Origin of the sequence: Hymenobacter rigui, assembly GCF_003944715.1 — a bacterium.
Classification (GTDB): Bacteria; Bacteroidota; Bacteroidia; order Cytophagales; family Hymenobacteraceae; genus Hymenobacter; species Hymenobacter rigui.
The window spans coordinates 95,432-115,774 of the sequence record NZ_RWIT01000008.1 but is presented as its reverse complement, the minus strand read 5'-3'; the positions used below and the strand labels follow the sequence as shown (position 1 = coordinate 115,774).

Genomic DNA, 20,343 nt, shown 5'->3' with positions numbered 1-20,343 from the left:
CGCTTGGTTACGCATTGCGCTGCCGATTATATCACGACCTAATACGCGCTATTTCACTCACCAACAAACCCAATTCCTATGCTCCCGATTCGTTACGTATGGCTGCTTTTGCTCACTTTCTGCGCCGGGGCACTACGAGCTCAAACCCCGGCTTTGCCCGCCAGCGCCCCGGCCATCCAGGCCAGCCCCGCCGCGCAGTCACTGACGCCCCGGCAGGTGGCGGGTGTGGCGGCCCTGGGTCAGCTCTGGGGCCTTTTGAAATACCACCACCCGGCCGTGGCGGCAGGGCAGCAGGATTGGGACGCCGCGCTGCTGCGCCAACTGCCCGCCCTGCTGGCCTGCCGCACAACCGCGGAGCAGCGGCAGCTGCTCCGCGGCTGGGTACGCAGCCTGGGCGAGGTGCCCGCCTGCCCCAGCTGCGCCACCCCGCCCGCCCTGCCCGTGCACACCACCCCCGACCTGCGTTGGGCCCGGGAGTCCCGGGTCTTTGATTCCGCCCTGCGGCGGCAGCTGGTCTACATTCAGGCCAACCGCTACCAGGGTGAGCCCTACTACGTGGGGAAGCTGCCGGCCGGCAACGCGTCGTTTCCGCACGAGGAAGCCTACGCCAACCAGGCCTGCCCCGACGTAGGGCTGCGCATCCTGGCTTTGTGCCGCTTCTGGAATATGGTGGAGTACTACTCGCCCTACAAGGAGCTGGCGGCCCGGCCCTGGGCCCGGGTGCTGCCCGAGCTGCTGCCGGTGTTTGTAGCCGCCGATACGCCCCTACGCTACCGCCACGCGGTGCTCCGCCTGCTGGGGGAGCTGCAGGACGGGCACGCCACCCTGGCCCCGGATGCCCTGCTCGACCAGGAAGCGGGCGCGTACCTGGTGCCGGCGGTGGTGCAGTTTATCGGGGAGCAGGCGGTGGTGCGGCACGTGCGCCAGGACGGCATAGGCCAGCCCAGCCCCCTGGCCCCGGGCGACATCATCACCCACCTCAACAGCGTGCCGGTGGCGGAGCTGATCCGGCGGCGCCTGCCCGAAACGCCGGGCTCCAACCGTCCCGCCCGCCTGCGCCTTATTGCCCGGGAGCTGCTGTTTATCCCCACACCTACGCTGACGCTGGACCTGCTGCGCGAGGGCCGGCCGCTGCGCGTGCAAGCCGAGGCCCGCCTGTATTCCACGCTGACGCCCGTGCCCCGGGCCGCGGCCGATAGCCTGTACCGGTTTCTGACCCCGACCGTGGGCTATATCGACATGGCGCAGGTGCGCCGCGACAAGCTGCCGCGGATGATGCAGACTTTCCGCCAGACCCGGGGCCTCATCATCGATCTGCGCAACTACCCCGGCGACTTCGTCGCGGGCCAGCTGCCCGGCTACTTCCTGCGCGAGCCGGCGACCTTCGCCCGGTACGCGCAGTTCGATACCCGCGCCCCCGGCCGCTTTCTGCGCGCCGACCCCGATACCGTCTACCCGCAGGCCGGGCCGGGGCTGCCCTACACCGGCCGGGTGGTGGTGCTGGTCAATGAAATCACGCTGAGCCAGGGCGAGTTTACGGCCATGACGCTGCGGGCCACGCCAAACTGCACCATTCTGGGCAGCCAGACGGCCGGGGCCGATGGCAACCGCTGCTCCATCACACTGCCGGGCGGGCTGAAAACGGGCATGTCGGGTATCGGCGTGTATTACCCCGACGGCCGGCCCACCCAGGGCCTCGGGATTGTGCCCGACGTGGTGGTGCAGCCCACCCCCGACGGCCTGCGCGCCGGCCGCGACGAGCTGCGGGAGCGGGCCCTGGAACTGCTTCAGCGCCAGTAGTACTACGTGGGGTGGCCGTGCCTACCCAGACCCGCCTGCTGAACCTGCTGCTCCAGGAGCCCCACCTCACCCCTCCGACCTGGCCCGGATTTCGGCGCCGGCGCTGGTGATGACGGGGGAGCACGACGTGATCCGGCCGGCCCACCCCCGGGCCATTGCGGCCACCCTGCCGCACGGCACGCTACTTTTCCTGCCCGCCACCACCCACTACGCGCCGGTGGAAACTCCCCGGCTTTTCAACGAGCAGGTGCTGCGCTTTTTCCGCCCGGCGGCCGAACCCGCTGCCCTGCCCGCGGCCCGGGCCAGACAGGCAGCCAACCTATTCCCCGCTATGCCAGCCTTTCCCGTTCGCCTTCTTATTGCCCTGGCGGTGCCGCTGCTCCCGCTCGGCGCCCACGCCCAGCGGGCCCAGCGGCCCCCCGCGGACCCGGCCCTGACCTATGCCGCCCGCATCACGCCCGCGGCGCTGCGCCAGTACCTGACGGTGCTGGCTTCCGACGCCTACGAGGGCCGCGCCACCGGCCAACGGGGGCAGCAGCAGGCCGCCGCGTACCTGGCCCGGGCCTTTGCCGCCGCGGGGCTGCAAGGCCCCGTAGCGGGCTCCGATATGCCCTACTATCAGCGCTTCGCCCTGACCCGGACGGGAGTGGACTCCGCCTCGTCGGTGACGGTAGGAACCCGGACCTTCCGGGTGAACCAGGACTTCTTCGTGCTGCTGCGCAATCCAGCCGCTGCCGCCGCCGTAATTCAGCCCACCTTCGTGGGCTACGGCATCAGCACCCCCGGCTTTGCCGACTACACCCCCTCGGACCCGGCGCTGCAGGCCAAGGACCTAGTGCTGCTGCTTGATGAGCCCCTCAACCCGGCCGGCCGGCCGCTGCTGAGCCCGACCGGCCAGGCCAGCGCCTACGCCCAGCCGGGCTTTGCCGAGATGGTGGCCCGCAGCCCGGCCATGCGCACGCTGGCCCCGCGCGCCACGTTCCGGATTATGCCCAGCGCCGCCGCCCTGGCGCGGATTCCGCAGGACTACGCCGACCTGCCTGGCTGGGAGCCTCGCATTGCCTTGCCTGGCGAACCGGCCCCGCCGCCCGCCGCGGGAGCCAACGTGTTTTTTGTGTCGCCCGAGATGGGAGCTGCATTGCTGGGGACTACTGAGGCCGGGCTGGCCGCCTACCGGCAGCAGGTAGCGGCCGCCGGCAAGCCCGTGGCTTCGCCGTTTCGGCCGCCGGCCGTGACGCTGCAGGTGCGGGAAAGCACCCAAGCCTTCCCCACCGAAAACGTGCTGGGCTACCTGGAAGGCACCGATAAGAAAGACGAGGTGGTGGTGATTTCCGCCCACTATGACCACGTGGGCCGCCAGCACGGGCAAGTCTACAACGGGGCCGACGACGATGGTTCCGGCACGGTGAGTGTGCTGGCCATGGCCCGGGCGTTTGCCCAGGCCAGGCGGGAGGGCCACGGGTCGCGCCGCAGCCTGCTGTTTGTGGGCTTCACGGGCGAAGAGCTGGGCCTGCTGGGCTCCCGGTACTACACCGACCACCCCGTGTTTCCGCTCACGGCCACCGTGGCCGACCTGCACCTGGACATGGTGGGCCGGGTGGACAGCCTCCACCAGCAGGGCGACTACCTGTACCTGCTGGGCAGCAACTGGCTTTCCGGCGAGCTGCACGAGCTGAGCGAGCAGACCAACGGCCGGCATCAGCCGCTGCAGCTCGACTACCGCTACAATACGCTCACCCATCCCGCGCACCTCTACTACCGCTCCGACCACTATAACTTCGCCCGGCAGCAGGTACCGGTCATCTACTACTTCAGCGGCTTCCACCCCGACTACCACCAGCCCGGCGACGACGTGGACAAGATCGACTTTGCGGCCCTCACCCGGCGCAGCCAGCTCATCTTCCGCACCGCCTGGGCGGTAGCCAACGCGCCCCAACGGCCGCGCCCGGACCCGGCGCGCGCAACCCCGGGCTCCCGGCCGACAGCGCCGGAGCTGGACCGCTACGCGGGGCGCTACAGCTGCCCGCAGCTGCCCCTGGCCATTACCCTTACCCGCGTGGGGGAAACGCTGCAGGCCCAGCCGGCGGGGCAGCCGGCTTTCGTGCTGCAGCCGGTGCGCCCAAGCGTCTTCCGGTTCGAGCCGACCGGCGCGCTGCTGGAGTTTGAGGCCGGCCAGCCGCGCTTCGTGCTGGTCGAAGCCGGCCGCCGTTTCACGTTCACCAAGCCCTGATAAGCGGGCCTCTTTCTCTCTGGTCTGCCAAGCATTTACTTCACCTTACTTCTTTTATCCCCATGTTTTTTACCTATGCTCTGCGCTGTGCGCTCTTCCTGCTAGGGTGCGTGCTGTTTCTGGTGACGGGCTCCTGCTCCAGGGACGATGCCGTGGCGCCCCTGCCTGCGGAGGGCACTGTTCAGGGCCAACTCATGCCGGCCCGGGCCGCCAGCGCCGTCACCCTAACGGCCGCCGACGGCCGCACGAGCACCGCCACGCCGGATGCGGCCGGCACGTTTGCTTTCCCGGGCCTGGCACCCGGTACCTACTCGCTCACGGCCGCCGCCACCAGCAGCTACAACGCGCCGGCCCCGGTTGCGGTGGTGGTGAAAGCCCGCGAGACACACCCCGTCACCCTGACCTTTTCGCGCAGCTTCCGCGTGCAGGGCACCGTGAGCTGGCAGCAGGGCGGCGTGCAGTACTCCGCCACCCGCCTTAGCGGACAGTTCACCGACAAGTTTTTCTCCCTGGAAGGCGTTTCTGCCCCCGATGCCAGCGGTAACCTGCGGAGCGTGAGCGTAGTGCTGAGCAATCTGGGCGGCCGCAATGCGGTTCCGTTTCAGGGGGCCGGATTCTACGCCCTGGGTCTGAGCGAGTACACCTTCGCCCTGGCCCGCTTCCGCACCGCGGCGGGCGCAATGGATGAGTATTACACCGGTGCCGGCGGCAGCTCGGTGAGCCATGTGCTGGTGGCCCGCTACGACTACGGCGCCCTGTCCTCGGCCGGCACCTTCGAGTTTACGGCCATCCCCAGCCTCTACGGTACGGGTACTGCCAGCCCCTACCAGACGATTACCAACGGCCGGTTTGATATCACCTTCTAGGGGCACTCCCTGGCTTCCTTCTCTTATTACGAGCAGCTATAAGTTTGCCGCCAGTTGCGGCATACGCGTGAAGAGCGGCTTCATTTTTCCATCTCATTCCATCATTCGACCATTATGCTTCCTATCCTCCCTATGTTTCGGCCTCTCACTGCCCTATTGATTACATCTGTCGGCCTCTCTTGCCCGGTGGCACGAGCTCAATCTGCCAAATTCACTTCGTACGCCCAATTCAACGACACCCTGGTGGCGCAGTTCAACCGCGGTGATTTCACGTCAGTGGAAGCGTTCGGGAGTCCGGCGCTGCGGAAGATAGAGCCGTTGGGCAGCATGGCCCGCTACCTTACCGGCGTGCAGCAGAAGACGGGTCGCATCACCAGCACCGCCGTGCTCACGGCCCGGGGCCAGCGCCATGAGTTTGCCTGGCAGGGCGAAAAGCAGAACCTGCGCGTGGCCCTCATGTCGCCGGTGCCCGGCGTAATTGACGACTACACCATTTCGGATTTCATTGCCCAGCCCACTGCCCGGACCACGCCGGTGCGCACCGACAACCCGCAGAAAACGGCCCTCGACCTGGCGGTGCATCGCGCCGCCTCGCTCTACCTGCAGCATCCCGCGGCGGTAGGCATGTCCATCGCCATCTACCAAAAGGGCAAGGAAACGTTTTACAACTACGGCGAGGTGGAAAAAGGCACGGGCCGCCTGCCTACTCCGGCTACCTATTACGACATGGGTTCGGTGGCCAAAACGTTCGTGACCACGCTGCTGGCCCAGGCCGTGCTCGACAAAAAAGTGCAACTCACCGACGACATCCGCCGCTACCTGCCCGGCCAGTACCCCAACCTGGAAGTGGAGGGCCAGCCCATTCGCTTCGTGGATTTGGCCAACCACACCTCCGGCCTGGGCGGCGCGTCCCGCCTTTATGCTCCGGCGACGAAAGAGCGACTGGGCAAGCTGAACCTGGCCGACAGAGTTGCCCATTACAGCCATTACACGGCCGACACTCTGCTCCACGACCTGCACGGCCTCCGGCTGGAGAGCAAGCCCGGCACCACCTACCGCTACACCGGCGTGGGCATGCTGGTGCTGCAGCTGCTGCTGGAGCGCGTGTACCAGCAGCCCTATGAGCAGCTCGTCACCCGCTACGTGAAAACCCGCTTCGGCATGCACGACACCAAGCGCGTGCTCTCCGCCAAAGAGCAGCAGCGCTACGCCATCGGGTACGCCCGGCCGGAGCTGCCCCAGGCGCACGTGAACTACACCGGCTACTGGGGCGGCCCCAACCTGAGTTCGACCCCGGCTGACCTGATGAAATACCTGCGGGCCAACCTAGCCGAGCGCGAGCCCGCCGTGCGCCTGGCCCACCAGCGCACACGCGGTACCGCCCCGGAGTTCGGTCTGGGCCTGGGCTGGATGCTAAACAGCGACGCCGATGGCAACCGCCGCATTTACCACGACGGCTCATCGCCCGGCTACAACACCCGCTTCGTACTCTACCCGGAGCAGGACCTGGGCATCGTCATCTTGGTTAATGAAAATATCAGCCAGGCCCGCCTGACCGAAATGGAAGAGTTCCTGAAGCAGGAGTTGCCGAAGCCGGCTGCGACTGGGAAATAAACCGGCGCGCTCCTCCGGATTACCGCCGGCGCCAGGCCCCTACGAACGTGACGTGCGAGGGCGGGCTGGAGGCAACCCACTCCCGACTTTGCAACAGTAATTTTCCTCATCAAGCACCTTGCAATTTCCGCAGTCTTTCGGGTAGGGCTCGTTTGCCCGGCTTACGCCCAGCAGGACCTGTTCACCAAGGATTTCGAAGGCGGCACGCCGGGAGGATTTCCGGCGGTGAATGCCCCGCAGGCACCGTCAGCCATTGTGCTGCCAGTAAACGAGCACCTGAGCCAGGACCACCTCACAGAGCCGGAAGAGCCGCTGACCCGTTTGCTGCCGCCGGGTTAGTAGGTCGGATCGGCTCAGCTGCCGGGGGCCGAAGTGGTCCTACGGCTTGAAGTCGTAGGACCACTATCGTGGAACGACAGGCCTTCCCCGGCACGATTCCGAACCCGACCAACCGCCTGAATTCATCCACCAGCGCCCCGCGATACGCTGTCGTTTTCCCTCATTTGGTTTCCTTGAAATGCCATATCTACTTCTGCTGTTCTGCTGGTTTGGTGCCAGTCAGTTGGCGGGCTTCGCACCCCGGCCGGCGCCCTCTGTACCTCGTCCCAAGACTACTCCCTGGGCTGACCGCGCTGCGGTCCGCCTGGTCATCGGACCGCGCCAGGAGCTGGGTCGCCCTCAGGGCGAGTCAGGGCGCAGTGCATTTTCGCCGGGCGCCGCTCTCCGGGGCAGCCGGGTCGGTAGCCAGCACCGGAATCGGGGCATCGGCAACAGCTTTTATGCAAGCTATAGGGGGCGCTACCACGGGTCCCTGCCCCCTGATACTACGGCCTCGTCTCCGGACCAGCGGGGCCCGACCGTGCTGCGGGGGCACTTTGACCACGCGCCCGCGGGCGATACGGTGCGGCTGTGGTACGGCCCCCACCAGGCCAAAACCACACTCACTGCGGCCGGCGACTTTACCCTAGTGCTCAACGGGCTCACCCAGGCCTCGCCGGCCTCTCTCTCCTACGTCCGCCAGCGCACGCCCTTATACCTGCGGCCGGGTGACCAGTTGCACCTCACCCTGGATTTCGCGCGCTTTGATGAAACGGTGCGCTACACCGGGCGCGGGGCGGCCGCCAACAATTACCTGGCCCAGTCCCTGTGGCACTTCCAGGCCGCACCAACGGCCGCGCATCCGGAACGGCAGCGTACCCCAGCCGCTACCCCGGCGTACATGCGGCAACTGGCCGATGCGTTTCGGCAGCGGCAACGAGCTTTTCTGGCCAGCTACGCGGCGGCGCACCCGCTGCCTCCGGCCTTTCAACGCCAGGCGGCACTGGATATTGAGCTGGAGTGGGCGCGCATCCTACTGGACTACCCTGGCTACCGCCGCGCCGCGAGCAAGGAGGCCCTGGTGCTTCCGGCTGGCTACTATGACTTTTTGCGGCAACTGCCCCGTGCTCAGCTAGACCAGCAGGTAACCCGGGAACCGGTACTGCGCCTGCTAACGGCGTATGGAGGGCGCCTGCTCCCGGATGGGCCGCTACGGGCAGACTCTGCCGAAGCAAGGCGGCTTTATGCCCAGGCCACGGCGGATTGGGGCCCCAACCGGGCCCGTGACTGGGCCATGTTTCAGCTGCTGGCATTCCAGCTCCCGGACAACCGAGCCGCCGTGCTGGCGGCCTACCCCACGTTTCAGGCCCACAATCGGGATACGCTGCTCAGCCGCAGCCTGCGGCAATTGCTGGCCGATGAGCAGCGCCTGCAACCCGGACAGCTGGCTCCCGACTTCACCCTCCTCAACCACGCCGGTCAGCCCGTTTCGCTGGCCAGCCTGCGGGGTAAAGTGGTCTACCTCGACTTTTGGGGTACGTGGTGCGCTCCGTGCCGCCAGGAGTTGCCCGCCGCCGCCCAGCTAACAAGGCAATTTGCCGGCCGCAACGTGGTATTTGTGTCCATCGCAGTGCGCGATTCGGAAAAGAAATGGCAACACGTGCTAGCCGCCGAGCACCTTCTCGGCCCCGGTCAGGTGCAGCTGCTCAGCCCCACCGACGAGGTACCCACCGCCTACCATGTGTGGGAGTATCCAACTTATTTGTTGATTGGGCGCGATGGACGGGTGCTCCAGGCGCGTGCGCCGCGTCCCTCCGCGGGAGCGGCCACTGTGCGGGCTATTGAGCAAGCACTGCGCCCGAAATCGGAGTGATAAAGTCCACCCAAAACTTCGACGCGACTAAGGAGGCAGGAGCGCTCCAGTTCTGCGGCCGCTCTGGTCTGCCCCAATGGTTATGGGTACAGGCTTAGGGGCCCTACCCGTGTACGTCCACCGATTATGCCAGCAGGTGAACCACGCACGTGCGCACAATTTCGGGTGTTGTTAAAAAAATGGGGAAAACCCGTGAATCGTCCTTTTATGCAAGGTTACGTACGCGCCACTCCAGCGACAAGCCCGGCCTCATTGCCGTTATGCGCAAACTGCCCGTGCTCTGCTACGCGCTCTGGAAAACGGACCGGGTGTATGATCCTGACTACCCCACCGCCCAGCTAGTCGGGCAAGCAATAGCCCCGGTCACCGAAGTGGGCCGAGACTACGCAGAATGAACGCGCACGTCCTCCTTCAGATGCTCAAAAATCAATAGATACGGCTGACCGCTTGCTTGCCATCACAGTATCTCTTGTGCCAAACTTTTAACCAAGGCCAGCAATGGGGCAGGCAACACCTGCTTTGCCGGCTTCCTGTACGGCTGGCTGCAGCGTGAGCCCGCGCAAAAATGCCTGCAGAACGGGGCCCAGTGCGGGAACCGGTGCGAGGGCGCAGCGGGCTTGGCAGCCATGAAATCCGGATAATGACCGGGTAGGTGCCCGGCAGCACAAACAGTCCCTGAGCCAAGTGGAGCGGCAGGTCGGCCGGAATGTGCTATTTCCCTTCAGGATGGCGTGAATCATGTCGTGCGCGTCGCGGGTAGCGTAGCGGTGGTGGTCGAGCTGGCCCAGGGCCATGCGCTTCATGGCGGCCACGGTATCCTCCATCAGGTGCTGCTCGTTGGGCTGCGGCCGCTCAATGACCGGCAAGAAGGGAACGTAAGGGAACGAGGCGGGGCAGCAGTCATCATAAGGCGGAAATTAACGGCTTTCAGAAAATCGAAAGGCACCAACGCCGGTACTGGCAACCGCCGGAAAGCTGAGCGGGCTGCGGCGGCAACATTAAATATTACAGATAGTATATAATACTAAAATCGGCAGCGTCGGCCTGGGTATCAGCACCCGGGCCGGCAATCCGGCCGATGCACTGTTCCAGGTTCCGTTTTTCCTCCTGTATGAACCTACCCTTACCCGTTGCCGCTGCACTCCTGGCCGTGGCCGCCCTGAGCGGCTGCCAATCCAAGCCTGAGCCTGCCCCCCCTGAACCGCCGGTTCCGGTACTGACGCGCGCCGTGCAAAGCCAGCAGCAAACGCGCACCATCGCCGTGAGCGGGGCCCTGGAGGCCGATAAAACCGTGGACGTGGGCTTTCTGATTGGGGGGCGGGTCAGCCGGGTGAACGTGGAGGAAGGCGGCCCGGTGCGCGCCGGCCAGGTGCTGGCCTCCCTGGATGCGGGCAGCTACCAGTTTGCCCTCAGCGCCGCCAACGCCACGCTGGCCCGCGCCCAGGACGAGTACGGCCGCCTCAAACTGATGTACGACCGGGGCAGCCTGACGCCCAGCGACCTGGAAGCCGCCGCCACGGCCGTGGCCCAGGCCCGCGCCCAGCAGCAGCAGGCGGCCAAAAACGTGCGCGACGGCCAGGTGCGGGCGCCTATTTCGGGCCGGCTGGCCCGGCGCGGCACCGACCCCGGCGAGATTATCGGGCCGGGTACGCCCCTGTTTACCATCGTCAGCGGCGGGCCGCTGACGATGCGGGCGGCCGTGCCCGAAGCCGAGGTAGGTGCCCTGCGGCCGGGCCTGCCGGCGCGCGTTATCGTACCGGCCCTGGATTCGGCCTTCACCGGCCGGGTGGAATCCATCGGCACGGTGGCCGATGCGGCTTCCCGCACCTACGCTGTCAAAATCACCCTGCCCAACCCCGGCAACCGGCTGCGGCCGGGTATGGTGGCGGAGGCCAGTCTGGCCACTACCGGCACGGCCCAGGTGCTGGCCGTACCAGGTGAAGCCATTGTGCGGGATGCCGACCAGCTAACCTACGTGTACGTGGCCGATGCCCAGCGCAAGCGGGCGTACCGGCAGCGGGTGCAAGTAGGCGACGTCACCGGGCAGGGCATCCAGATTACGTCGGGCCTGCGGGCGGGCCAGCTCGTGGTGATAGGCGGGCAGCAGCGCCTGCGCGACGGCGCGGCCATCACCCTTACTTCTTCGGCCCGATGAATCTCGTGAAATCTTCCCTGCGCTACCCGCAGGTGACGCTGGCGGTGCTGCTCATGGCCTTTCTGGCCGGGGTTTACTCGCTGCTGACCATGCCCCGGCGCGAAGACCCCAAGATTACCATCCGGGTGGGCCTGGTAGTGACCTACTTCCCCGGGGCTACGGCCGAACAGGTGGAAGCGCAGGTGACCCAGAAGCTGGAAGAGTACCTGTTCCGCTTCTCGGAGGTGCGCAAGGAGAAAACCTACTCCACCACCCGCGACGGGCAGGTGATTATCAACGTGGAGCTGAACGAGAACGTGGCCCGCCCCGATGAGTTCTGGTCGAAGCTGCGCCACGAGCTGAACGTGGCCAAGGCCGTGGACCTGCCGCCGGGCGTGCGGGGCCCAGTGGTGAGCACCGATTTCGGCGACACCGTGGCCATGCTCGTAGCCGTGGAGTCGGACCGGCTGTCCTACAGTGATTTACGGGCGGCCCTGCGCAGGATAGAAGACCAGCTGCGCACGGTGAAGGGCGTCTCGAAAATCAAGCGCTACGGCGAGCAGCCTGAGCAGATTTACCTGACGGCCAACTCCGAGCGGCTGGCCCAGTACGGGCTCAAGCTGCCGCAGGTGGTGCAGGTGCTGCAGTCGCAGAACAGCATCGGGCCCACCGGCAGCGTGAAAGTGGGCACCGCCGACGTGCCGCTGCACACCTCGGGCTTCTTCAGCTCCGAGCAGCAGATTGCCAGCCAGATTATCGGCTCCGCCCCCACCGGCCAGGTGATTCGGGTGGGCGACGTGGCCACCGTGACGCGCCGCTACGCCGAGCCCACCGCCCTGATTCGGGTGGACGGGCAACGCGCCCTGCTGCTGTCGGTAGAGATGCTGGAGGGCAACAACATCGTGGATTTCGGCCACGCCGTGCAGGCCAAACTGGAGGAAAGCAAACAGCTGCTGCCCGCCGATTTGCAGGTGCGCACCATCGTCGACCAGCCCGAGCTGGTCGACCACAGCATCAGCCACTTCATCCGGGAGTTTTTCCTGGCCATCATTTCCGTGGTGGTGGTGTGCATGCTGCTGCTGCCGTTCAGCATCGCCTCGGTAGCGGCCATGGCCATTCCCGTCACGGTGGCCGTCACCTTTGCCGTGATGAACATGATGGGCATTGAGCTGCACCAGGTGTCGCTGGCGGCGCTCATCGTGGTGCTGGGCATGGTCGTGGACGATGCCATCGTCATTGCCGACAACTACGTGGAGCTGCTCGACGAGGGTCTGGACCGCTGGGAGGCGGCCTGGCGCAGCGCCAGCAACCTGGTTATTCCGGTGCTCACGGCCACGCTCACCATCATTGCCTCGTTCCTGCCCATGGTGCTGCTCACCGGCTCGGTGGGCGAGTTCATCCGGGCCCTGCCCATCACCATTGCCGTGGCCCTGGCCAGCTCGTTCGTGGTGGCCATGCTGCTCACCCCCATCCTGTGCTACACCTTCATTAAGAAGGGCCTGCACGCGGTGGTGCCGGGGGCGGCGCATGGGAGCGCGCCTGGTGAAGAGGCTGCGCCCAAAAAGAAGAAGTTTTCGCTGCTGGATAAGATGCAGGCCGGCTACGACCGGCTGCTGGCTTGGTGCATGGGCTGGCCCCGGCTCACCATCGGGGTGGGCGTGTTGTCCATCGGGGCCGGGGTGCTGCTGTACCGCAGCGTGCAGCAGCGGTTTTTCCCGGCCGCCGAGCGCAACCAGTTCGCGGTGGAAATCTGGATGCCCATGGGCACCCGCCTAGAAACCACCGACCAGGCCGTGCGCGCCGTGGAGCGGGAGCTGCGCCGCGATAAGCGCGTGACCGACGTGGCCAGCTTCACGGGTACCAGCGCGCCGCGCTTCTACTACAACTTCAGCCCCGAGCCGCCGGCCAGCAACTACGGCCAGCTGCTGGTGAACACCCACACCGAGGAAGAAACCACCGAGCTGGCGGCCGCCCTCAGCCGGCGCATCGATGCGCTGGTGCCCAACGGGCGGCCCCAGGTCAAGCTCATGCAGCAGGGCTCGCCCACCAAAGCGCCGGTGGAAGTGCGCCTTATCGGCGAGGACCTGCCCCGGCTCAAGCAGCTGGGCGAGCAGGTGCAGGCCATTATTCGCCAAAGCCCGGGCAGCTACCTGGTGCGCACCGATTTCGAAAACGACTATTACGGCCTCATGGTGCAGCTGCGGCCTGAAGCCAACCGCCTGGGCTTCACCACCGGCAGCATCGCCCAGACCATCGGTACCGGCTTCGCCGGCGCGCCGGTCTCCACCTGGTACGAGGGCGACACGCCCCTGAGCGTGGTGCTGCGCCTGGACTCCACCCAGCGGGCCGGCTTCCAGAACCTGGCCAACACCTACGTCACCTCGCCCGCCACGGGGGCGCGGGTGCCCCTGCGCCAGGTAGCCGACCTGGTGCCCCAGTGGCAAACCGGCCGCCTTATGCACCGCAACGGCGTACGCACCCTCACGGTGCAGAGCGAAACCACCGGCGACGTGCTGACCTCGCAGCTGCTCAAGGAAATCCAGCCCCGGATTGCCGCGCTGAAGCTGCCGGCCGGCTACCGCGTGGAGTACGGCGGCGAGGTGGAAAACCAGAAAGCCACATTTGCCCAGATGATGATGGCCCTGGGCATCAGCATGGTGCTCATCTTCCTGATTCTGCTCTTCCAGTTCCGCAATCTGAAGGAAACCCTGCTGGTCATGGCCAGCATTCCGCTGAGCTTGTTCGGGGCGATTCTGGGCCTCGTCGTCACCCACAACCCCTTCGGGTTCACGGCTTTTCTGGGGCTCATCAGCCTGTCGGGCATTGTGGTGCGCAATTCCATCATCCTGGTTGACTTCGCCAATGAGCTGATTGTCAAGCACGGCATGGACATCCACACGGCGGCCACGGAAGCCGGTAAGCGCAGGCTGCGGCCCATTTTCCTGACTACGATGGCGGCGGCCATCGGCGTGCTGCCCATGATTCTGTCGGGCTCACCCATGTGGAGCCCGCTGGCCAGCGTCATTGCCGTCGGCCTCATCTTCTCCATGTTCATGGCCCTGCTCGTCACGCCGGTGCTGTTTGCGCTGGTGGTGAAGCCGGAGGATAAACTCGTGTCGGTGGAGGGCGCAGCGCCGGCACCGGCCGAGTCGCGGCCCGCTCATCCCGCTACCCCCCAAGCTGTCTGACCATGCGTAGCCTCCCGATACTATCCCTTCGACTACGCGGCGCGGCCGTCCTGCTCCTGGCTGCCGGCTGCTGCCTGGGTACGCCCGCTATGGCGCAGCAGCCGGCCCCGCCGTCCGCCGCCCCGGCTGCCAGCTCCGCGCCCCGCGCCATCACGCTGGGAGAGGCCACCGCGCTGGCCCTGACGCAAAACCGCCGCCTGGGCATCGTGCGCGAGCAGGTGGTCGAAGCCCAGTACAAGGAGCAGGAGGTGCACGCCAAGCGCTTCCCCAAACTCACGGCCCTGGCCAATGCCGGCTACAACACCAACAAGCTCGACATCACCGTGCCGCGCGGGGCGCTGGGCGTGTACCCGGCCACCGGCCCCATTCCCGCCGCCGACATTCCCATCAGCGAAGGCAGCCACACGCTGGTGCTGGGCACCGTGCAGGCCGCCCAGCCGCTCACCCAGCTGCTCAAGATTCGTACCGGCGAGCAGGTGGCCCGGCAGGACGTGGCGCTGGCCCGCACCAGCGTGCGGCAGGCCGAGTGGCAGGTGCGCCAGGGCGTCGAGAAGCTCTACTACGGCCTGCTTATTGCCCGGCAGCAGCAGCGGCAGGCCGAGCTGAGTTTGCAGGCCGCCCAGAAGCAGCGCTATGACGTGGAAAGCGCCCGGCTGGCCGGCAAGGCCCTGCCCGCCCAGCTCCTGGCCGCCGACGCCAACATTGCCGACCAGGAGCAGAAGCTGCTGGCCGTGCAGAACCAGCAGGCCGACTACGCCTACGATTTGAACCAGTTGCTGGGCCTGCCCGCCGACACCCCGCTTGCCCTAACGCCCCCAACCGGCGTGGATGAAGTGCCCCAGCCGCTGGAAGCCTACCTGAGCCGGGCCGATACGGCCAACCTGGCCATCCGCCAGGCCGCCCAGACGCGGGAAAAGGCGGGGCTGGGCGTGAAGGCCGCCCGCCAGCAGTACCTGCCCGACGTGTCGCTCACGGCCAATTATTTGCGTATTCAGGGCTCCCCCATCCTGCCCCGCAACAGCGTGCTGGTGGGTGGCCTGCTCAACTGGAACATCTACGACTTCGGGGAGCGGAAAGCGGTGGTGCAGCAGCGGGAGTCGCAGCAGCGGCAGGCCCGGGAAAACGAGCGGTATACCCGCGAGGAAGTGGCCGGGGAGGTGCAGAAAGCGTATCGCCAGCTGCGGCAGGCCGCCGCCCTCACCGCCGCCGCCCGGAAAGCCACCGACCTGCGCGCGGCTGAGCTGAAGGTGAAGCAGGACGCGCTGGCGGCCGGCAAGGTCTTGCCGGCCGAAGTACTCACTTCCGAGGCTACGCTGGCCAAAGCGGAGGTGGACCTGCTTTCCGCGCAGCTCAACTACCGGTTGGCCCTCACGGAACTGCTCCATGTAAGCGGCCAGTTGTAAGCACACAGCCATAACCAATTGACATAATGAATTTTACATTTATAAAACTTTCCATTTTAATAATTCTCCCAGCAAAGACTTGGATTACCTAAGTTGATGAAGGATAGAAGGACTTTAAGATATTCAGCAGCCAAGTACTGAGGATTTAGGTCCCATTCCTGAGTTCCGTGTATTTTAAGCCGCCAACTGCCCCGACTTCCGGTGGCCGGTGCCGCCCCTGAGCCTACCAACTGGTCAGGTATTCCATTCAGCCTTTCATTCGATAAGTCTGTAGCTATGGCAGATTACGCGTGCATTTCTCTTCCTGGCCGCGTGCTGGCCGCTTTGCTGGGGCTGCTGATCGGCGGAGGTCAGTTGGGACAGCCGGCAACAGCGCAGCCTACCCGGTCGTTTCACACCCTGGATGGCCGCACGCTCCCGCCCGCCTACCTGGACCGCACCATCCGGCACCTGATGGATTCGGCCCGGGTGCCGGGGCTGGCCGTGGCCCTGTTTGAGCACAACCGCCTGCAATACCTACGCACCTTCGGCTACCGCAACGTGGCCGCCCAGGAGCCACTCACGCCCCAAACCAGCATGTACGCGGCCTCTTTCAGCAAGGCCGTATTTGCTTACCTCGTCATGCAGCTGGTGGAGGAAGGCAAGCTGAATTTGGACCGGCCGCTGGCGCAGTACCTGCCCAAACCCATACCCGATTACCCGCAGTACCAGGATCTGGCGGGCGATGCGCGCTGGCAGCAGATTACGGCCCGGCAGTCCCTCACCCACACGACGGGCCTGCCCAACTGGCGCTGGATTGCCCCGGACAAAAAGCTGCGGTTCAAATTCAACCCCGGCCAGCAGTACTGGTACTCAGGCGAGGGCCTGCAGCTACTGCAGCTAGCGGTGGAACAGCTGACCGGGCAGAGCTTGGTGCAGCTGAGCGAGGCGCGGGTATTCCGACCCCTGAGCATGACCCAGACCAGCTACGTGTGGCAGCCCAAGTTTGAACAGAACTACGCCCTGGGCTACGACGAGCAGGGACAGCCGCTGCCGAAACGCCGCCGCACTACGGCCGGGGCGGCCGGCTCGCTGGAAACCACCCCGGCCGACTACGCCCGGTTTCTGGCCGCCGTGATGCAGGGCCGTGGCTTACGCCCGGCCACCAAGCAGGAAATGATCCGCCGGCAGGTGCGCATCCCCTACCGCGGCCAGTTCGGGCCCCTGGCCACGGTGGCGGCCGCCGACAGCAACCGCACGATTCAGTTGGGCTACGGCCTGGGCTGGGGCACGTTCGAGTCGCCCTACGGCCCCGCCTACTTCAAGGAAGGCCACGACGACGGCTGGGAAAACCACAGCGTGGTGTTCAGCCGGGCGGGCAAAGCCATTCTGCTGATGGGCAACAGCTCCAACGCCGATGCCACGTTTATGGCCCTGCTGGCCCGCCTGCTGGGCGACCGGACCACCCCGGCCCAGTGGGAAAACTATGCCGAGTATCCCCCCACCGCGCCCTAGCCGGTTTGCTCACTTCACCACTAGCGGCCGGGCCGTGAGGCCATAAAGCCCGATACCAGCTTCCAAGCAGGGGAGCGAGAAAGGTTGGCAAACGCCAAAAGCCGCCGCTATCTTGCACGCTCATTGAATCGGGCACTGCGCATGAAACGTTTGGGGTATCTGCTGGTGCTGGGCTGGGGGCTGCTGGGGTGGCCCCGGGCCGCACAGGCCCAAACCCTGCCCTTGCCGCTGCCGCACCTGCGGGTGCTGCGCGACAGCCTCACGGAGCTGCTGGCCCGGGAGCCCCGGCCTGATACGCTGCGGGTGCTGCGCCTCAACACCCTGGGCTTCGCCCTGCGCCTCAACGACCCGCCCCGGGCGCGGGCGTTGGCCCGGCAGGCGCTGGCCCTGGCCGAGCGGCTACGCTACGCTCCCGGGCTCATGGAAGCCCACTTCACCCTCGGCTACGACTACCGGGTCCGCAATCAGTACGATTCGGCGCTGTTCCACAGCCGGCAGGCGCTGACCTGGGCCACGCGCACCCGCAACCCACTTACCCAGTCGCGGGCCTATTACAACCTGTGCCGCATCTACACCGAGCAGGGCGACTACGCCGCCGCCCTTGGCCCCAGCCTCGATGGGCTGGCGCTGGCCCGCGCCCTGCACCGGCCCCAGGTGGAGGCGCTGCAGCTGGTGCAGGCCGGCCGCGTGGAGCTGGGGCTGGGCGAGCTGACGCTGGCCCGGCAGTACGTGGAAGAAGCACGCGACCTGCTGCCCGCCGTCCGGGACTCGGTCTGCACGGCCGTGGTGTACCAGGGGCTGGGCGACATTGACCGCCGGCAGGGGCGGTGGCAGGCCGCCCACCGGGCCTACGCCCGCACGCTGCGGGCCTACCGCACTATCTACACCGAGCGGGGTCTGCTGCCCGTTGAGCTGCTGCTGGCTGAGATGCGCGCGCAGCTGACCGACGAGGCGGCCGTGCGCCCCACGGCCTGGCAGCTGCTGGCCCGGGCCCGCCGCCTGCAGATGCCCGAGCAGACAGCCGGCGCGGCGCTGCTGCTGGCCCGCTCCTGGCAAACCACCCGCCCCGATAGCGCCCGCACCTACGCCGCGCTGAGCCTGAGCGCCGCCGCCGGGCACCGCCTGCTGCCCCTGGCCCATGATGCGGCCCAGCTGCTGGCCCGCGCCAGTGGCCAGCTGGGCGACTTCCGCCGGGCTTATGACTATCAGGCGCAGGCCGCGGCCTTCGCTGATACGCTCAGCGGCGAGGATACCCGCCGCCGGCTCTCGGCGGCCCAAGCCCGGGCCCTGCGCTCACGCACCCAGCTGCAGCTGGATGTGCTGCGGCAGCAGCAGGAGCTGGAGCGCCTGCGCCACCAGCAGCAGGTGGCCGGGCTCCTGGCCCTGCTGGCACTGACGGCCCTAGTAGTGGTGGGGCTGGTGTGGTCGTTTCGGCGGCGACAGGCCCGGCGGGAGGCCGCCCTGCGCACCCGACTAGCGGCCGACCTGCACGACGACGTGGGCAACCTGCTCACCCAGGTGAGCATGCAGGCCGACCTGCTGCAGGAAATCAGCCCGGCCAGCGACGCTCCGGCCCAGGCCCGACTGCGCCGCCTGAGCGAAACCAGCCGCCGGGCCCGGCGCGAAATGACCGACGTGGTGTGGGGCCTGCAGACCCCACTGCTCACGCTACCCGCCCTGCTCACCCGCCTGCGCGACCACGCCTACGAGGTGCTGCCCGCCGCCCAGCTGACCGTGGACTTCGACGTAACTGACGCCGGACCGGAGGAGGCCCTGCCGCCGCTGCTGGGTCAGCACCTGTACCTGATTTACAAAGAGGCTTTGCACAACGTGGTCAAGCACGCCCGCCACGCCACCCACGTGCAGGTGCGCGTGGCCCGGCACGAGGGCCAGCTGCGCCTGCGCGTGCAGGACAACGGGCAGCCAGCCCCCGCATCGGCGGCCGGTGAGCCGGCTCCGGCCCGCTCCGGGGGCGGCAACGGCCTGCGCAATATGCACCGGCGGGCTGAGGCGCTGGGTGGCACGCTGCACGCAGCGCCCGGCCCGGCCGGGTTCCGGCTCGAAGCCCGCCTGCCCGCTCCCTGACCCAACGCGGCGCCGCCCTGGCATCTTTATGTCAGGCCGGGGTGGCAAGGGGGCACGTACCTTTGCCTTATGCCGGAGCCACCCTACACCCTTGCCCTGATTGAAGACCAGGCCCCCATCCGGGAGATGCTGCAGGAATACCTGTGCGCCCAGCCCGAGTTCGAGTGCGAGCTGGTGGCCGAATCGGTGGAGGCGTTTCTGGCCGCGCTGCCCACCGCCACGCGCCCGCCCCAGCTGATTCTCTCCGACATCGGCCTGCCGGGCCTCTCCGGTATTGAGGGCATCCCGCTGCTGCAGGCTCGCCTGCCCCAGGCCCAGGTGGTGATGCTGAGCGTGTACGCCGAGGCCGAGCGCGTGTACCAGGCCCTGTGCGCGGGGGCCGTGGGCTATTTACTCAAGGACACGCCCCTGCGCGAGCTTAAGGAGCACCTGCTGCAGGTAATGGCCGGCGGCTCGCCCATGAGCCCGGGCGTGGCCCGGCACGTGGTGCAGGCCTTCCAGCGCATGAGTCAGCAGCCGGCCCCGGCAACTGGCCTCGGAGGCGAGCCACTCACGGCCCGCGAGCTGGACATCGTGCGCGGTATCGAGGACGGGCTCAGCTACAAGCTCATTGCCAGCCGCTACGGCATCAGCCTCGATACGGTGCGCAACCACATCCGCAGCGTGTACCGCAAGCTGCACATCAACTCCAAGGGTGAGTTGCTGGCCCGCGCCCTGCAGCGCCACCGGGGCTAGCCACCGGCCTCAGCGGGCTGAACATCTAGCATCTTTATGTCATGGCGCGGCATGCCGCTACGGGCGAGCTTTGCAACAGGAATATTCTAATCTATTCTGCGCTATACCGGCTTGATAGAAAGATGATTGCTATGCCCTATTGCTTGCTGTGTACTATGCCGGCTCCGGTGAAAACTCCTGCCGCCGGAGCCGGCCAACAGCGTGCGTTACGCGCCAGCCAGTGGGGCTGCTGGCTCCGCTGACGGCACTTTCCTTTCGCTTCTGACTCCCGGTCACACTGATTAGCGGGGTTTTCATTTTTCGGGCAGGTGCCTTTCCGGGGGCGCCCGACCTTCTCTGTTTTTTTTGGCCTGACCACCTCAACCGAGCGTGGCGTGGTGTACAGCACCACCAGCGGTGCTTTGTTTCGGCCCAGTATTACCTGCATTGCATCAACCAAAACGGGATTGCCAACTCGTACGATGCCAGTTCTGGCGTACTTACCCTCACGGGCACGGCTACGCTAGCTACCTATCAGGCGTCCCTGCGCTCAATACGGTACCTATACACCTGCCGGAATTCTACCTGTATCTCGTCTGGCTTGAAAACTTGTCTGCGCCCTTG

At 66.5% G+C, this 20,343-nt stretch carries 13 protein-coding genes; 12 read left to right on the top strand and 1 reads right to left on the bottom strand.

The genetic code is table 11. From position 1 onward, the window contains the following. Window positions 1–78 precede the first annotated feature (78 nt). The 6 genes from EI291_RS14880 to EI291_RS23360 all read left to right on the top strand — a co-directional run bounded on the left by EI291_RS14880 (window position 79) and on the right by EI291_RS23360 (window position 9,096). Window positions 79–1,800 (top strand): S41 family peptidase, encoded by a 1,722-nt coding sequence (locus tag EI291_RS14880; RefSeq protein WP_125421502.1) that lies wholly within the window; start codon window positions 79–81, stop codon window positions 1,798–1,800. 109 nt (window positions 1,801–1,909) lie between these two features. After that, window positions 1,910–4,030 carry a M28 family peptidase gene (locus EI291_RS14875; RefSeq protein WP_125421499.1) on the top strand — a complete coding sequence of 707 codons (2,121 nt, stop codon included), beginning with the start codon at window positions 1,910–1,912 and terminating at the stop codon, window positions 4,028–4,030. A 62-nt stretch (window positions 4,031–4,092) separates the two neighbouring features. Further along, window positions 4,093–4,896: a carboxypeptidase-like regulatory domain-containing protein gene (locus tag EI291_RS14870; protein WP_125421496.1), complete on the top strand. Its 804-nt coding sequence runs from the start codon at window positions 4,093–4,095 to the stop codon at window positions 4,894–4,896. Between the two features lie 186 nt (window positions 4,897–5,082). After that, window positions 5,083–6,510 carry a serine hydrolase domain-containing protein gene (locus EI291_RS14865; protein WP_170172659.1) on the top strand — a complete coding sequence of 476 codons (1,428 nt, stop codon included), beginning with the start codon at window positions 5,083–5,085 and terminating at the stop codon, window positions 6,508–6,510. A gap of 517 nt (window positions 6,511–7,027) precedes the next feature. Continuing rightward, on the top strand, window positions 7,028–8,701 hold the full coding sequence (locus EI291_RS14860) for a TlpA disulfide reductase family protein (protein ID WP_125421490.1): 1,674 nt from the start codon (window positions 7,028–7,030) through the stop codon (window positions 8,699–8,701). A 260-nt stretch (window positions 8,702–8,961) separates the two neighbouring features. Then, a complete protein-coding gene (locus EI291_RS23360) occupies window positions 8,962–9,096 on the top strand; it encodes a hypothetical protein (RefSeq protein ID WP_262697277.1) in 135 nt (44 codons plus the stop codon). Window positions 9,097–9,183: 87 nt separating this feature from the next. Here the strand turns inward: EI291_RS23360 and EI291_RS14855 are convergent, their stop codons facing one another. Next, a complete protein-coding gene (locus tag EI291_RS14855) occupies window positions 9,184–9,567 on the bottom strand; it encodes a hypothetical protein (RefSeq protein WP_125421487.1) in 384 nt (127 codons plus the stop codon). A 245-nt stretch (window positions 9,568–9,812) separates the two neighbouring features. On the opposite strand from EI291_RS14855, the gene EI291_RS14850 reads away from it, so the two are divergent. The 6 genes from EI291_RS14850 (at window position 9,813) to EI291_RS14825 (ending at window position 19,740) form a co-directional block, all read left to right on the top strand. Next, the gene (locus EI291_RS14850; protein ID WP_170172658.1) at window positions 9,813–10,856 is read left to right on the top strand and encodes an efflux RND transporter periplasmic adaptor subunit; all 1,044 of its coding nucleotides are present in this window, start codon (window positions 9,813–9,815) and stop codon (window positions 10,854–10,856) included. Further along, complete coding sequence (locus EI291_RS14845) at window positions 10,853–14,023, top strand: efflux RND transporter permease subunit (RefSeq protein ID WP_125421481.1); 3,171 nt, start codon at window positions 10,853–10,855, stop codon at window positions 14,021–14,023. The genes EI291_RS14850 and EI291_RS14845 overlap by 4 nt, the downstream gene beginning before the upstream one ends. 2 nt (window positions 14,024–14,025) lie before the next feature. After that, window positions 14,026–15,426, top strand: a complete 1,401-nt coding sequence (locus tag EI291_RS14840; RefSeq protein WP_125421478.1) for a TolC family protein — start codon at window positions 14,026–14,028, stop codon at window positions 15,424–15,426. Window positions 15,427–15,702: 276 nt separating this feature from the next. After that, window positions 15,703–16,920, top strand: a complete 1,218-nt coding sequence (locus EI291_RS14835) for a serine hydrolase domain-containing protein (protein ID WP_125421475.1) — start codon at window positions 15,703–15,705, stop codon at window positions 16,918–16,920. Window positions 16,921–17,061: 141 nt separating this feature from the next. Then, window positions 17,062–19,005, top strand: a complete 1,944-nt coding sequence (locus tag EI291_RS14830; protein ID WP_125421472.1) for a tetratricopeptide repeat-containing sensor histidine kinase — start codon at window positions 17,062–17,064, stop codon at window positions 19,003–19,005. A gap of 69 nt (window positions 19,006–19,074) precedes the next feature. After that, window positions 19,075–19,740, top strand: coding sequence for a response regulator (locus EI291_RS14825; RefSeq protein WP_125421469.1), 666 nt, complete (start codon window positions 19,075–19,077; stop codon window positions 19,738–19,740). The last annotated feature ends 603 nt before the right edge of the window (window positions 19,741–20,343 follow it).

Coding starts and splice junctions, on each gene's coding strand:
- EI291_RS14880 (WP_125421502.1), top strand. CDS start 79: ATGCTCCCGATTCGTTACGTATGGCTGCTTTTGCTCACTTTCTGCGCC.
- EI291_RS14875 (WP_125421499.1), top strand. CDS start 1,910: ATGACGGGGGAGCACGACGTGATCCGGCCGGCCCACCCCCGGGCCATT.
- EI291_RS14870 (WP_125421496.1), top strand. CDS start 4,093: ATGTTTTTTACCTATGCTCTGCGCTGTGCGCTCTTCCTGCTAGGGTGC.
- EI291_RS14860 (WP_125421490.1), top strand. CDS start 7,028: ATGCCATATCTACTTCTGCTGTTCTGCTGGTTTGGTGCCAGTCAGTTG.
- EI291_RS23360 (WP_262697277.1), top strand. CDS start 8,962: ATGCGCAAACTGCCCGTGCTCTGCTACGCGCTCTGGAAAACGGACCGG.
- EI291_RS14850 (WP_170172658.1), top strand. CDS start 9,813: ATGAACCTACCCTTACCCGTTGCCGCTGCACTCCTGGCCGTGGCCGCC.
- EI291_RS14845 (WP_125421481.1), top strand. CDS start 10,853: ATGAATCTCGTGAAATCTTCCCTGCGCTACCCGCAGGTGACGCTGGCG.
- EI291_RS14840 (WP_125421478.1), top strand. CDS start 14,026: ATGCGTAGCCTCCCGATACTATCCCTTCGACTACGCGGCGCGGCCGTC.
- EI291_RS14835 (WP_125421475.1), top strand. CDS start 15,703: ATGGCAGATTACGCGTGCATTTCTCTTCCTGGCCGCGTGCTGGCCGCT.
- EI291_RS14830 (WP_125421472.1), top strand. CDS start 17,062: ATGAAACGTTTGGGGTATCTGCTGGTGCTGGGCTGGGGGCTGCTGGGG.
- EI291_RS14825 (WP_125421469.1), top strand. CDS start 19,075: ATGCCGGAGCCACCCTACACCCTTGCCCTGATTGAAGACCAGGCCCCC.